Source organism: Pantoea sp. Morm (assembly GCF_016643525.1).
Lineage (GTDB): Bacteria > Pseudomonadota > Gammaproteobacteria > Enterobacterales > Enterobacteriaceae > Pantoea > Pantoea dispersa.
Genome location: NZ_VOQX01000020.1, coordinates 16,255 through 31,338 on the forward strand (window position 1 = coordinate 16,255; position 15,084 = coordinate 31,338).

Here is a 15,084-nt window from a genome sequence, read left to right on the forward strand (position 1 = left end):
GTCCTTGCTTTCAGGCGGACTTGTGATTTGGGAAATCAACCGAAACCATCAGCCCACCTTCTGCCGACGTACTGAGGCTCACGCTGCTGTTGTGTTGCTGCGCAACGGCTTTAACGATGGCAAGCCCCAGCCCACTCCCGCTTTGCAGCTGGTTAGGATGACGAAAAAATCTGTCAAACACGCGCTCTCTCAATTCAACGGGAATGCCAGGCCCTGCATCTGAAACACGTAACTGCGTGGATTGATTTAAGGATCGTAATTCCACCTCAATCCTCCCGCCCCAGGGGCTATACTTCACGGCATTTTCAACTACGTTATCGATAAGCGACATTAACCGCTCCCTGACGCCAGTCACCCAGATTTCCTCTTCGGCGTAAAATTCAAGTTCAATCCTGCGTTCCGCCGCGAGCGGTGCCAGCCCGGCCATACGTTCCTGTATGAGCGTTGTCAGCGGCAAAGGCTCCATAACCATGTCAATGCGCGCTTCGCTGTGCATCAGCAGCAGCAACTGATTGACCAGACGAGCCGCACGGCTGTTGCTGCGAACAATGCCCGCAAGCAACTCTTTTTGGCTGTCACTGCTCACATAAGATTCCAGCGCCTCAACATTGATTCGCATCGCCGCCAGGGGGGTACGCAACTCGTGAGCGGCATCGGCAATGAAAACGCGTTCCCGTTCAGTGCTTTCCCGCACCCTGGTAAGAAATCCATTAACCGCGTCAACCATCTGGCGAAGCTCCCTGTGCTTTGGCACTGCTTTTAAGGGCGAGAGATCGTCCGGCGTGCGTAAGGACACTTCATTTACCACCTTATTCCATGGGCGCATTGCAATGCGGATCGAAAGCCACGCAGGGAATAAAAGAAAAGGAATGCATACCAGCAGCGGCATCACGTAGTAGCCACGCGAGTTCAAGTAGATAAAGAAATTCCAGCCTCCAGCAGGGGTGATAAGCGTGACCTCTGTGTCGGCGTTCCCGGACTTTAAGGTACGGCTGTTCCAGGCGCGACCATCACTCTCCACGCGCTCAATTTTTCCATAACGGCTATTTATCACTCCGACTGGCGCACCATCAGAGGCATAAATTATCTCTTTATTCTCGCGTACGATAAGGCTGATTGAGAGTGCTGGATCTTCACCGCCGCCATAATTTTCCCGTACTGCCTTACTTAATGCAGCCAGCACATGCGTTCGCTCCTGCGGGCGGTCGTCCATACTCTTAACCACCGTAAAAATGGTTTCGTACGTCTTACTGCCCGTTAATATCGGCGGACTTCGTAAGTCCTCCCACAAAACGTAAGTCAGAAAAAGACACCAGAGCAGAGTGAGCAATAGCATCTGCGCTACCATAATTCGCCGTACGAACGTTGGGGTTCTCAGATGGCGCCAGACATTTCGCATCAACCTGCTCCCTTCTGAATGGGTACGGTATCAATGACATACCCAACGCCCCTCACCGTTCGTACATAGCCTTCGCCGATTTTGCGACGCAAATTCCCCATATGCACATCAAGCGCATTACTCATATTTTCTTTTGCGCCGAAGATCCTTTCTTCCAGAAAACTGCGAGTAAGCACGCGGTCAGTGCGTAACATCAACGTTTCAAGCAGCGCGTATTCACTTGCCGTCAACTCAATATGCCGTGCATTCACGGTCACGCGTCGTGTGGGCACAAAAAGTGATAATCCCCGAAGTTCTATCGCCTCGTTCTGAAAACCATAACTGCGGCGCGCAAGCGCTCTCACCCTCGCCAGCAACTCGGCGAGAACAAACGGTTTGACGAGATAGTCGTCTGCACCCGCGTCCAGCCCGGAAAGGCGATCGTGCAGTGTGCCTCGCGCCGTCAGGATGATGACGGGAATGCTCTTAAGCTGCTGACGCAAGCACCCCATCAGGCTCATGCCATCGCCATCGGGTAATCCGAGGTCGAGCAACACAAGTTCAGGCACGCAGACATCAAGCTGATGCAGCGCATCCTCTTTGCGGCGAACCCATATAACATCAAATCCTTGATCTGCAAGGGCAATACGTATGCCGTTACCGAGATCCAGGTCGTCTTCAATCAGGAGTATTTTCACAATGGTTACGGTATCAGCAGTGAATGAAGAACGTCTGAAGAAAAAAACGGTATCAGGAAATCTATCAGCTTTGCAGCATCTGTGGTTGCTTCACCCTTTCTTCATTTTTGGCTCATGAGAACTTTAGTGGGCGCATTCAAAATGAACGTTATGGCATTTACAACCCGCTTGCATCGTAATCATTTGAATGCATAAGGACTTCTTTAATGAGAAATAACACTCTGCGTCATAAGTTCCCCCTTTCACTCAAGGGGGGCAGCCTGAAAAAAATGTTGTCGGGCGCAGTCCTGGCGTTACTGGCCACCCCGATACTGGCGGCAGCAGAGAATCAGGGCAACGCGTTGACGGTGGGAGGCGGCGCGAACGTGACGCCACGCTATTCTGGTTCGGACAAAAGCCGCGTCACGACTTCCTTGGTGCTTGATTACACCATGGAAAATGGTTTCTTCGTCAGTTCCACGCGGGGCATAGGTTATGGCAATAACATCGGCAAATTCGATTACAACGCTGCGGTGAGCTATCGCGCAGGCCGTAAGGATCGCGACGTGGACAGTGACTCCCTAAGCGATGGTAGCGACTATTTGCGTGGTATGGGCGATGTCAAAGGCTCGGCTCTCGGTGTGCTTGGCCTGGGATACGGTGTGACTGACTGGCTTAATTTGCAATTGCAGGCTGAAGTGCCATTTTCTGAGCAAAACAATGGCACGGCACTGCATTTTGGCATTCATAGCCCGCTCTATACCTCACCGAATAATACAGTAACGCTGGCGCTGACCGGTAGTTGGGGGACGGACAAATACATGCAGACTTACTACGGAGTCAGTGCAGCTCAATCGGCCGCATCAAGATTTAACCGATATGATGCCAAATCGGGAATTTATGCCTGGTCGATGAATCTTGACTGGACACACAAGTTCAATGAGGACTGGAGCATGATTGCCACAGCAGGCGTTACGCAGTTAACGGGGGATGCGCGCAATAGCCCGATTGTGCAACAAGAAACATCACCCACCGGAAGCCTGCTGGTGACATACCGCTTCTGATCGTTATTCAATGTGTGTTTCCCGCCAGCTTATGGCTCTTCTCTGCCAATAAACACGCTTTCAATCCACCCTCTTTTCAGCTAACGGGGCAGTACGCAACAGATTGCAAAACCTAAAGCTTCAGCCCCGAACATGTAAAACATCTGTTCACCTCCGCTGGCGCAACAGCAAAAGCGCGCGCGCCGAAGAACATGCCTACCTTGCTGGTGTTGCGGAATTCGCCAGCAATGCATTGGCGATATCCAGTATGGACCGCAGCGATCGATATGCCGGAGATAATAGTGACATCCCTCGGCGGCATGGGAATACTCTGCAATCCGGCGATGGCGTCGCCATGAGGCCTTGGCAGCATGGCGGCAATCCCCATTCCCCGATGGCACATCTGCGCCTGAACGTCCCGGCAGGTGCTGGTGAACATGCACCGCGATTGAGGGAATCTATCGGGCAACCAGGCGACGTCAAAAAAGCGGGATGTACCGTATTAATAAGAATAAGCCCAGTGTCGTACCTACAATGAAGCGAGCATGCGATAGAGCGAGTTGCCTGCCTCCGCCACGGTGATGGATTAAGACGCGGAGTAAAGACGGTCACAAGGATAATGCCGACTACTTACTTTTGAGAACAGTCTCGGACATAAGCTTAAATGTCAGCTTATGGCACATAGCGGACATTAGCCCTATCTCCCAATCGTAGTTGAAACAATTCCTTTACAATCTCACTTTTCAACAAGTGAAACATTCCTGTCGCTGTTCGGGAGCACTGAGCTCTGCTTTTTCTCACCATCCCGGATTATCGCATTTATGATAGTTATCAGCTTCCGCATACATGCAGTCATAGCAACTTTGAAAACTTTGCCTCTGGCAATCAGATTTTCATAAAAAGCCTTTATCTCTGGGTTAAAGCGCACAGCCGAAAGTACGGCCATGTATAACATTGAACGGATATCAGAACGACCACCCCATATCATCCTGCGCCCACTGAAATTCCCACTATCCCTTGAGTAAGGACATAGTCCAATAAGAGCACTTATCTTACGGCGATCAAGAGATCCCAGTTCAGGCACTTGTGTTAGTAATGCCGCCATCACAACCGGCCCAATTCCTTTAACCTCTTTAAGCAGCTCAACTTTTTCTTTCAGTTTGGGAATCTTCCCGATCCTTCCAGAGAGGACTTCGTCGATACGCTTAATTTCCAGGGTCAGCCACTGAATATGGCGACGTATATCAGTTTTAATTTCCTGTTCTGTTTGTGCTTCAAGACGGTTCGTCTCCATTGTGCGATTAGCGACGAGCTGACGTCGGCGACTGACCATTGATTTAAGCTTCAAGAGTTCTTTATCAGGCTGCTCTCTGATCGGCGGCTCCATACGCATACCGTATTCACAAATTAGTCTTGCATCCTGTACGTCAGTTTTTGACCGAAGACCTAACGCACGACTGAAATTTTTTATCAGGCGCGGATTAACGACAGCAACTCGAAAATCATGAAATTCCAGTACTTCTACAAGTGCTCTGTGATAGTTACCTGTTGCTTCAACCACGAATGAACTGATTTTGTGGCTGCTGACTAAATTCAGCAATTCTTCAAAACCTTTGGCTGAATTTTCAAAATGATAGGTGCCCAAACATCCACTGACACATACGTCAAAGCTGTTCTTAGCTATATCTACACCCACAATGACTTTCGTATTCATTTCAGTTCTCCCAATCTTGCAAAATTCGGGCTGGAATTAACCGCCCAGGCAGTTGTTCGGGCTGGTGCTGAAAAAATGCTGCGCTATTCAGCTCACCCTCGGGCTTGTAAACCCAGCAGGCCGATCGTGCAGCAGCATTGCCAGTTTAAAGAGGCTTGCTCAACATACAAGCAGGCCGGCGACAGCTTCCCTTGTTTGCGAGGCCGCCCGGCTACCGTGAGGGCACGGCACTTTATGCCCGCCGTTTACCGGCCGCAGGACGGGAGACGGCATAAGCGTGGAGCGAAGCGACGTCATCATTATCTTTCCCGTGAAAAGCGCCGCCCGCCGGGCGGCCGCCTGAGTCGTCGTTTTCAGCCCCGGAAATCAGGCCAGTGGCAACCGCACCGGTCGCTCACCACGGGTGCCAGAAGCGTACCGGTCACTTCCCACTCATTCAGAAAATGGAGGCCGGAAAGTGTCGCTGCCTGCTGCGCATCAAGTTGCAAGAGAGACTTCAGCCAGACGTCATTGCCGTCAAAGCGCCAGTAACAGCCTTCACTCTCACGGGGTTCGCCCTTCCACCACGTACGGCCCATGAGCATGCAGCCCGCCTCTGCCAGCTGCTCATCCGGTGACAGGATGAGCATATGCTCCTCTGAGCATATGCCCTGCCACTCTGCATGAAAGGAAGCCAGCCAGGTGTTCACTCTTTTTCCTCCCGTTTTGCCAGAACCGTGTCAGCGCAGTGGCGCAGGAAGTACCAGCTGAGACTGATATCCGCATCGAGCGTGGCATCGGCCAGCGCGATCGTGGCCAGCACCTCATCGGACGTCAGCTCCGGTGCCACGTCTTCGAAATCATCGGCTACCCACAGGTGCACTACGCAGGGTGTGTCTGGTGCAAAACGCTGCAGCTGTTCGGCCAGCTGGCCAGTGGTGAGAGGGTGATTCATGGTTACTCCGGTTACAGGTTGCACGGCATCAGCGCCGTGACGTCACGGCAGCCGGGCCACTGCGGAGGACGCAGGGTCGAGGGACGAAGCCGCACGCGCCGGCGGAGCGGACTGAATGTCCCGCGAACGGCGGGGAACGGGTGAGTCATGAGGCGAAGCTGCCTTGCGGACGAAGCGGCCCGGCTAAGGTGAAGTCACGGCGCAGCCCGACGATCAGGAGGGAGGTACAAAGGCAATTCATGCTGTACAAGTTGTGAGATAAGCTGCCATATCTGGTAAAGAGAGGCGGCGAGGTATCTTCATCAAGGGCTGCTTTGTGCCATAAGCGGACGTTGCCAGTATCTGCACCAAATTATCGGGATCGCTATTTCTTACATACTGGCTAGCAGCCATTTCTCTACTGCAACCAGCGAGATTATTTTAAATGTAACTATACCGAAGAAGACGATTTTAAGTCATAAGTGAGTTATTGCCTCCCTATTCAGGGAAGTTTAATTTTTTTACGTAATCGATAAATGCCCGGAGTGGCGGTGGAATAAGACGCCGGCCAGAATAATAGAGAAACATACCTGAAAAGGGTTTACACCACTCCTGCAGTACTGGCTCCAGACTTCCGTTAATGAAATAAGGATTTAGCCAGTCTTCAAAAAGATGAATGATACCCACACCTGCGATTGCGGCCGTTACAGCCAGGTCAGTTGCGCCCCCGACGCGTACTGTCAAATGGTTATTTGGGTAAACCTCAACCATTTCTTTGTTACGTTCAAATTCCCATGGACTCGCCAGCGCACCAGTAACATACCGGTGCACAATGCAAGAATGATGCGCAACCTCTGACGGATGCGAAGGGCGTCCGTGCTTGTCCAGATACTCTGAAGACGCTGCTGTAACGAAACGCATAACCCGGGGACCAATTGGTATTGCTATCATATCTTGTTCAAGTTTTTCATGATGGCGAATGCCGGCATCATTGTACAAAGACAAGACGTCAACAAGCATATCCTCAGTGTCGATTTCTACTTTTATATCTGGATAGGCCAGCATGAAGCCGGGTAAAATTTCAGGGAGTATCAGTCTGGCAGCGCTTATTGGCACGTTTAGTTTAAGGGTGCCAGCAGTTCTGTCCTGATAACCTTCAAAAGATTTAAGAGCGGCATTTATTTCTTCAAAAGCAGGGTTCAGTCGCTCGAGTAACAGTAATCCTGCTTCAGTTGGCGTAACACTGCGTGTTGTACGGTGCAACAACCGGACATTGAGTCGTGTCTCAAGTCGTTTTACGGTTCCACTTAACGTAGAGGCACTGATCCCTGTAACTCTTGAAGCTTCCCGGAAACCTCCAGCTTTGACAACTTCTGAAAATATACCTATGTCATTAAGGTCTGCATTCATTGTTCACTTATCCGAACGAGCTGTACGAATTATTGCTGTTATCTGCCTTCATCTTACGGACTAAGATAAGCCTGTACAATAAGCACATCAGGAGTGTAGACATGCAAACAATATCGTTAAACGGTGTAAAGCCGGACAGTTTTTTACTTGGTGATCGTCAGGTAAATCGAATGGGATATGGTGCCATGCAGCTTGCCGGACCTGGCGTATTTGGTCCTCCTCGCGATCACGACGCTGCGGTTGCCGTATTACGGGAAGCTGTTAAAGCGGGCGTGAATCACATTGACACCAGTGATTTCTATGGCCCATTCGTAACTAACAAGCTGATCCGCGAAGCCCTTTCGCCTTACAGCGAAGATCTAGTGATCGTAACTAAAATTGGTGCACTGCGTGGAGACGATGGTTCATGGAATGCAGCGCTCAAACCTGCAGAGCTGCGCGCTGCAGTCGAGAGCAACCTGAAAAACCTCGGTCTTGAACAGCTGTATGCTGTAAACCTCAGAATTCATCCAGACATTCAGAACAGCGGTGATGTTTCTATAGCAAAAATGTTTAAAGAAGTGGTCGCTATGCAGCGAGATGGCCTGATCCGTCACCTTGGCCTCAGCAATGTGACAGCTGAACAGGTTGCTGAAGCTCAGAGTATTGCTCCAATAATCTGCGTTCAGAATGAATATAACCTTGCACATCGAAGAGATGATGCCTTAATTGATAGCCTGGCTCAGAGTGGCGTGGCTTACGTTCCCTTCTTTCCGCTTGGAGGTTTTAATCCTCTCCAGTCAGAACAACTTTCAGCTGTTGCGAAAAAAATGAACGCAACACCTCTGCAGGTTGCACTGGCATGGTTACTGAAACGTTCAGCCAATATTTTGCTGATACCCGGGACTTCATCAGTTGCCCATTTAAAAGAAAATTTACAGGCGTCTGGTTTGAATATCAGTGACGAAGTAATGGATGAACTGAATACAATCGGAACTAAATAATAAAACTCAGGTTATGTTTTCCTGTAAATGATGATGGCACAACAAGAAATCCTGTCTCTTCTTTTTATTCAGGTCAATTGTCTTTTTCTTATGTTAAAACTGTGTATTCAACATGTCTAAATCAGATGAAAAAAACATAAAAATTACAGATCAGGTAATTAACGACCTGAAATCATGGATATGCGAAAATCTTGAAGAACATATAACTATTGATGTGATTTCAGCAAGAGCAGGATATTCAAAATGGTATCTGCAAAGAATGTTCAGGAAAATGACAGGGATTTCTCTGGCCCGGTACGTCAGAGAAACCCGGCTTAGCCGTGCGGCTCATGACCTGGAAACGACAAATTACACCGTATCGGAAATAGCTTTCCGATACGGTTTCCTTAATCAGCAAGCATTCACTCGTGTCTTCACGCGCCATTTTTTGCTGCCGCCGGGCAAGTGGCGTACTGAGCATAAACGGTGAGCGTTAACAATCGCCCCCTTGATGAATTAATAAAGTCAGTGTAATTCAGACCATTTATAACATACATGCCGTAAATTGCATGTGGATTGGGGTAGTTTGAACCACTATGTACTACCTGTATGTCCATGTCTGTTAACCTGCAAGCATAAGCCTTTAATCAGGTACTAACCTTCGTTTAAATCAGTACTAAGTGCTGATATCTGAATTAACTTCAGCCGATGGCAAGCAGGCACATAGGATGCATTGATTTCCATTCATCCATCATTGTAATTCTTGACCATTCATGATCGTCAGGTCCTCTTGAATAAAAGCCCTGATTAGATAATGCATACCAGTAACCGGGCTGATGTGGATCAACAGAAAGCGTTGGTATCAGGCTGTTCTCAGCCGGGAATCCATCGTCAAACCGGCTCCAGAGCTCTCCAGATAGCCTGAATATCGCAACTGGTCCTCCTTTTAAAACCGGAGCGTTGGTGCTTTTAATGTTATTTGCTGCTTCCGGGGCTCCGTGTGCAGCTCGCGGCCCCGGAGCAGCTGAAACGATAACATCATCCGGATTTTCCGGATTTACAGCCATAAAGTACAGGTAAGGCATCTGCTCCAGGCCCCGGCTGCGGTACTTCCAGGTCCGTCCTCCATCTGAACTTTCAGCATAGGCACGTTTTTTATCCATGAGACCATCTCCCAGGGCGGCAAATACTTTACCAGGAGCCTGTGGATGAGTTAAGAGAGTGTGTGTGTCCAGTGGACTGTCTGAGCGACGGTCTTCAAAGCTCAGGCCACCGTCCTCACTTCGCAGTAAGGCTCCAAACTCTACGGAAATATAGATATTGCCATTAGCGTCGTGGGCTATTGCTCGGACGTGATGCGTTTCAGGCCGTGGAGGAAATGACCAGTCTGCACGTGATGTCATTCCGTCAAAATTTGTCACCAGCTTAAATGTGTCGCCAGCATCATTGGATCGGTACAGAGCGCTTAATTCAGTCCCGACCCAGACAGTGTGGCTGCCGTTTTGATCTGACTGTGGTGACAAAGACACAAAGGTAGTTTCTCGTGGCCCTATCGCTTCCGGAACCGGTGAACCGTAGTAATTTTGTGGCGTTCCTGCTGGAAACCAGGTTTCGCCCATATCTTCGCTGCGCCAGAGGCCGCGATTATAGGTCGAACAAAAAAGACGAGTTGGCTGTGCCGGATCCGCAGCAAATGCCGTGGGCTGTACACCTTTTAGTAACAGACGGGGGGGTTCAGAATCAGGATTGATCATATAGAGTCCGTTACTGAATCCCAGAAGCCAGCGCCGCTGGCAGCTCTTCATTATTTCTGAAGCACGGTTTTTCATAAGATTCCTTTGAAGTTTACTGTATCAATTTAACGACCTCAATTTCTCCGTATATATCCCCACAGTATTATCAATCTTAATGGGGCTATCCTGCCGCTGCCTTTGTCTTTAAAAATTACATTGTTTCAGGTCATAAAGAACTAATACGACTGAGGAATTATTTTCTCCCCCAGTCGTCGCAGTAATAAAGGCCGTTTTACCGGTTATGCTCCGTTCTTGAGTATGGTTCTGGCAACTTTCAAGCTGTTATGCTTCAGTCGACAGAAGAATCGCGTCACGACGCGGAGTTTCCTGAGAGGAACTTATTGCTTTAACTGCTTCACTGAGTGAAAACTTACGATAATTTTCAAATAACTCCGGAGAGTTTCTCACCATATCGAAGAGACTTTGCAGGTCTTGTGCACGTTCTTCATCCGTAAAGTCCTGTACAGCCTCCGGTGCGCTCACGCCTTTGAGTGTTAACCCACGAACGACAAAAGTGATGCTTGATAACTGCGATGCAGAATGGTCCATTCCGCCATAAGTTAACAGTGTGCCGCGGTCAGCCAGTATCTCAAGCAAATCTGCCGTCATCGCGCCGCCAATTGGATCTATGGCCACCTTAGGAGGAATACCATAAGCACCACGGGTCTGTGCTTTCCAGTCGGCATTCGATGTTTCTACTACGGCAATGTCAGAAAAAGCACTGGTTAAAATATCGGCTGATGTTTTACTACGGACAGTAGCGATAACTTTGAGTCCACGTTTTAGAGCCAGCGTGATGAGATTGCGTCCCACACTGGAACCTGCAGCAGTAATTAAAACGGGGCCAGCCTCATCAATAACGTTCCTGACACTACACGCCTCACGCAGCAGGGTAGCTGCCGTAATGCCATTGATCATGATCTGACAAGCAGCTTCATCGCTAATATCATCAGGCAGCAGGATCAGATCTTCGGCCCGGGCAGTAACATACTCGGCCCATGTTCCGTGCGCTCCATGGAAGAGCCCTACTCTTGCTCCCACACGAATTTGTTCTGTTTCTGTAACTCCAGATCCCAGAACTTCAATCACGCCAACACCGTCCCCCCCTGGCACGAGACCAGCCTCAGAAATAGGGAGAGGTACAATGCCGCGGATCATCAGTTCGTCAATCGGATGCACCATACGTTCCGTAACCCGCACTACCACCTCCCCGTTGCCTGGGGAAGGAAGAGTTTCTGCATCATTTACAACCAGCACTTTTTCTGGTTCACCATATTTATAATATTTAATTGATTTCATTAGTTAAGCCTTATGTCGAGTGTTTAGCGCATTTTGATGCATATGGACGTCAGGTTTAAAATGCTCAAACATTGCTCCGGAAACCCGGCATTAGTTCAATAAGCACAATTTGAACTTTCCTGCGACCAGCATCGCTCTCCCTACGAATAATACTCGGTAAAACGCGCCGTCATATCCGGCTTAACTCGTACAGCCCGTGCGGTAATCCGTACAAACTATGAGGGCACGATATGATTAATTGAATTCAGAGCTAGTGATTTTTTACTTAACGAATATGAAAAACACGAATGTCCGCTTTTCGCTCTTAGCGGACGCTCATCGAACTCCGTCCGCTTTGTGCCAGAAGCGGGCTGCATCAAAATTTGACTCAGTTTATCTTTCGACTTGTTAATATGTCTCTCGCGTGATTTTATATGCATATATTTCATATAAAATCAACTGGGGTATTGTTATGTCTTCCGATTGACCTGTTAAAGCTCAGTTTGAAGCCTATAATGCCCACGATATTGAAGCATTAATGTCTTACTTTTCAGAAGATTTCAACGGTTATCGGATGCCAAGTAAGCGTCCTCCAAGAGTTGGGAAAGAATGATTGCGTGATTTTTATATAGATAATCGTTTTAATAATCCGTGAGTTAGAATAGAACTTGTTTCCAGAATCGTAATGGGCAATAATTTTTTCGTTCATGAATTAATATATGGTTTATCTGATCAGCCTCTGGATAGCGTTATTGTTTTTGAAATAAAAAAAGACCTCATTTCTACAGCATGGTTGTAGTGGCGCACTGATACTGGCCACTAAGCGCCCGCACTTTCCTGCCCTTCAGGAGAAAATTATCCGTCAGGCTGCGACCAATCCCGCCAACCGCACCTGCGGCTCCTGTAACAAGAACTGGACTATTATCTGCATTATTCATACGCCCTGCCTGGAGACTGTCTTAATCAACAGTTTACCTCATCCGTTATGCAAAGTTGCATAATTGGTCATAATCAAAACGTGCACATATTTAGCTGCATTGGGAAATACCCATTCCTTTATCACTTTACTCAGACAGCTGGAAAATCATTTTTGTAATTCAGCGCGACATATTATCCGGCCTTTGTTTAATCAACTTGCCCCTTTTCAGGGCGTAATAAAAACAGCACCAGCGAGGACATACACTGCGGTCTGAATACCCCCTAATGTGACTACTGCAGGTATCGGCAAAACAGAACTGAGCCAGGTTGTGGCCGCAGCCGTCGCCATTGTCAAAAAACCCAGCAGTGATGACGCGAGGCCTGCTTCCTTTCCGACCGGCCCCATTGCGATAGCGGTGCCTGCGGGGTTGCCCAGTCCCATGCCCCATAAAAAAATTATCATTGAAAAGGTATACCATCCGAGTCCCGGCGTTTGCGGCCCGGTTAGCAGCAAAATGCCGCCGACAAGAGCGGTGAATATGCCAAGTGCAGTAGTTTTCGCGGCACCGAAGCGATGTGTCAGTCGCGGGCCAGAAATACCGGCGGCAAAAACCACAAAGACGGTTGCGAAAAAGAAAATTCCGGCCTGTAAGGGTGACAATCCCATTCCGCTCATGAGAATCGCGGGCGCAGCAGCGAATGATGCGAACAAGCCACTCATCAGAAGGCTGACCGCAAATGCGGGAAAGATAAACGCGCCGTTCAGGAACAGGCTGATATACGCCGTAAAGACGCCGGTGAAAGAACGCCTGACTCTCCGCCCTGCAGGGTGTGTTTCGCCTAAGACTCTGATATAGAACATACCCACTGCGAGAGCCATCAAGCTGACCAGAATAAAAATCGACCTCCAGCCCAGCGTGACGGTGATAAGACTCCCTACCAGAGGAGAAAAACCAGGGGCGGTTGCAGTCGCAATCATCGTCAGAGACAGCGCCCGCGCCAGTCTTTCCCCTTCAAAAAGGTCACGGGAGATGGCCCGGGCCAGGACGGAGGCGGCGCATATCCCGGATGCCTGGATAACTCGCCCGGCAACCATCATATCAAGTGAATTTGAAAGGCCGCTAATTATGGTTCCGGTTAGAAAGATGGCGAGCCCACCTGAAACAATTTTTACCCGCCCAAAGCGATCGGATAACGGTCCGACTATTAGCTGCGCTAGCGCAAAGGTAATAAAGAAGCACGATAGCGTCAGGCCAAGCTGGCGTGAAGATACCCCAAACTGCGTGCCGATAGCCGGAAAGGCGGGAAGAATAATGTTCGTGGATAACGTGCTGATGGCGGAGAGACCGGCAAGTATCATTATAATTTTTCCAGTCAGCTGTCGTTGTTCCAGTGAACTTTTGTAATTATCAGCGACTGCCTGGGTTTTTTTTAAATTCATACTCTTCTCTTTGAACTATCGAAAATAAGCTGCTGTTATTTTATGGGAAAGAGAATCGCAGGCTCTGCACCCTTTATCAGCTGCAGAGCCTGAAGCCAGGCAGTCAAATCAGAATGATTTTATTTGTTGCCGAAAGATGAAGCCTGTCTTTTTTGTAAGACTTACTGCTCCACCCTACTGCGCTAATATCATCCGCTATTCACGTATCTGAATGATTTGCCTGAAGCCAGCTATGACACTCAGATCAAACCGCTTCCCACCGGCGAAAGAGAACACTGGCATTCACGCCGCCAAATCCAAATCCATTTGATAACGCATGCCGGATGGAAGAATAACGCGCCTTTAATGCAACCAGGTCCAGACCCTCTGCTGCTTCATCCGGATGGTGTAAATTCAGCGTCGGCGGAATAACCTGATCCCGCAAAGCCAGCACGGTAAAGATGGCCTCAATACCGCCAGCCGCGCCCAGCAGATGCCCGGTAGCCGATTTGGTCGAACTGATGGCAACTTTGCTAAATTTGCCAAATACGGACCGGATGGCCGAGAGTTCACCTTTATCCCCAACCACCGTTGAGGTGGCATGAGCATTGATGTGCTGTACATCACCGGCACTCACATCTGCCTGAGCCAGGGCCAGCTCAATGGCTCTTCGGGCTCCGCTTCCATCTTCTGGGCCGGCAGTGAGATGCCATGCATCAGCGCTGGTGCCATATCCCACCAGTTCAGCCAGAGGCGTTGCGCCCCGGTTCAGAGCATGCTCTAAAGACTCGATGACCAGTATGCCGGCACCTTCTGCCATTACAAACCCGTCCCGATCGGTATCAAAGGGTTTTGAGGCTTCGCCCGGCTTATCTCCGTTATTTGTGGACAGCGCGCGTGCCGCTGCAAAACACCCAAGCGTAACACGATCTATTGCGGCTTCTGTGCCCCCGCAAACTGCAATATCGGCTTCGCCGGTTTTAATTAGCCTCGCCGCATCCCCGATAGCCTGAACACCTGCAGCGCATGCTGTTATCGGTGCGCCGACAGGCCCTCGGAAGCCGTGCTGAATAGAGACATGCCCCGCAGCCATGTTGGCAAGAAAAGAAGGCGCTGTGAAAGGTGATAACCGGCGTGGCCCGCGTGTATCGGTCGTTCTAACGGCGTCCGCAATGGCACCGAATCCCCCTACACCTGAGGCAATAATGGTTGCAGTCCGTTCACGCGCGCGTTCGTTATTCGGCTGCCATCCCGCCTGAGTCAGGGCTTCCTGAGCCGCAATAAGGGCAAACTCAATGAAGCGATCCATTTTTTTGCGCTCTTTAGGGTTTATATACCGCTCTGGCTCGTAACCTGCGTCAGGGTCCTCTGCAAGTGATGGCACCCGTCCGGCAACGGAAACGCCGGTGCCTTCGCTGAGTTCAGGGGGAAGTACCGTTATTCCCGAACGGCCCTCAATAAGCCGGCGCCAAACCGTCTCCGTACCGCATCCCAAAGGGCTGACAATACCGCAGCCGGTGATGACAATGCGTCCAGAATTATTTTGATTCATGATAAAAACCTCATGCTCTTGTTTGT

Annotated in this window: 13 protein-coding genes; 3 read left to right on the plus strand and 10 right to left on the minus strand. The window is 49.5% G+C overall.

The window, feature by feature from the left end; translation table 11 throughout:
- Window positions 1-10 precede the first annotated feature (10 nt).
- Together FT726_RS09465 and FT726_RS09470 are read right to left on the minus strand one after the other, a co-directional pair.
- Window positions 11-1,399, minus strand: coding sequence for a HAMP domain-containing sensor histidine kinase (locus tag FT726_RS09465; RefSeq protein WP_346302717.1), 1,389 nt, complete (start codon window positions 1,397-1,399; stop codon window positions 11-13).
- A complete protein-coding gene (locus tag FT726_RS09470; protein WP_346302718.1) occupies window positions 1,399-2,076 on the minus strand; it encodes a response regulator transcription factor in 678 nt (225 codons plus the stop codon). The genes FT726_RS09465 and FT726_RS09470 overlap by 1 nt, the downstream gene beginning before the upstream one ends.
- A 206-nt stretch (window positions 2,077-2,282) precedes the next feature.
- On the opposite strand from FT726_RS09470, the gene FT726_RS09475 reads away from it, so the two are divergent.
- Window positions 2,283-3,119 (plus strand): MipA/OmpV family protein, encoded by an 837-nt coding sequence (locus FT726_RS09475; RefSeq protein WP_346302719.1) that lies wholly within the window; start codon window positions 2,283-2,285, stop codon window positions 3,117-3,119.
- Between the two features lie 715 nt (window positions 3,120-3,834).
- Here FT726_RS09475 and FT726_RS09485 read toward each other — a convergent pair.
- From FT726_RS09485 to FT726_RS09500, 4 genes are all read right to left on the minus strand, one after another.
- The gene (locus tag FT726_RS09485; RefSeq protein ID WP_346302720.1) at window positions 3,835-4,812 is read right to left on the minus strand and encodes an IS110 family transposase; all 978 of its coding nucleotides are present in this window, start codon (window positions 4,810-4,812) and stop codon (window positions 3,835-3,837) included.
- A 353-nt stretch (window positions 4,813-5,165) separates the two neighbouring features.
- Window positions 5,166-5,441 (minus strand): hypothetical protein, encoded by a 276-nt coding sequence (locus FT726_RS09490; RefSeq protein ID WP_211073236.1) that lies wholly within the window; start codon window positions 5,439-5,441, stop codon window positions 5,166-5,168.
- A gap of 56 nt (window positions 5,442-5,497) precedes the next feature.
- Complete coding sequence (locus FT726_RS09495) at window positions 5,498-5,746, minus strand: hypothetical protein (protein WP_127835297.1); 249 nt, start codon at window positions 5,744-5,746, stop codon at window positions 5,498-5,500.
- A 477-nt stretch (window positions 5,747-6,223) separates the two neighbouring features.
- Window positions 6,224-7,135 carry a LysR family transcriptional regulator gene (locus tag FT726_RS09500; RefSeq protein WP_346302721.1) on the minus strand — a complete coding sequence of 304 codons (912 nt, stop codon included), beginning with the start codon at window positions 7,133-7,135 and terminating at the stop codon, window positions 6,224-6,226.
- A gap of 101 nt (window positions 7,136-7,236) precedes the next feature.
- Here FT726_RS09500 and FT726_RS09505 point away from each other — a divergent pair, with 101 nt between their 5' ends.
- Window positions 7,237-8,118: an oxidoreductase gene (locus FT726_RS09505; protein WP_346302722.1), complete on the plus strand. Its 882-nt coding sequence runs from the start codon at window positions 7,237-7,239 to the stop codon at window positions 8,116-8,118.
- A 136-nt stretch (window positions 8,119-8,254) separates the two neighbouring features.
- Window positions 8,255-8,587 carry a helix-turn-helix domain-containing protein gene (locus FT726_RS09510; RefSeq protein WP_346302756.1) on the plus strand — a complete coding sequence of 111 codons (333 nt, stop codon included), beginning with the start codon at window positions 8,255-8,257 and terminating at the stop codon, window positions 8,585-8,587.
- Window positions 8,588-8,798: 211 nt separating this feature from the next.
- On the opposite strand, the gene FT726_RS09515 is transcribed toward FT726_RS09510, so the two are convergent.
- From FT726_RS09515 to fabF, 4 genes are all read right to left on the minus strand, one after another.
- Entirely contained in the window at window positions 8,799-9,926 is a 1,128-nt protein-coding gene (locus tag FT726_RS09515; RefSeq protein WP_346302723.1) for a hypothetical protein, read from the minus strand.
- Between the two features lie 246 nt (window positions 9,927-10,172).
- Window positions 10,173-11,189, minus strand: coding sequence for a zinc-binding dehydrogenase (locus tag FT726_RS09520; protein WP_346302724.1), 1,017 nt, complete (start codon window positions 11,187-11,189; stop codon window positions 10,173-10,175).
- A gap of 1,123 nt (window positions 11,190-12,312) precedes the next feature.
- Window positions 12,313-13,527: a multidrug effflux MFS transporter gene (locus FT726_RS09530; protein WP_346302725.1), complete on the minus strand. Its 1,215-nt coding sequence runs from the start codon at window positions 13,525-13,527 to the stop codon at window positions 12,313-12,315.
- Between the two features lie 244 nt (window positions 13,528-13,771).
- Window positions 13,772-15,058, minus strand: coding sequence for a beta-ketoacyl-ACP synthase II (gene fabF, locus FT726_RS09535; protein ID WP_346302726.1), 1,287 nt, complete (start codon window positions 15,056-15,058; stop codon window positions 13,772-13,774).
- Between the last annotated feature and the right edge of the window lie 26 nt (window positions 15,059-15,084).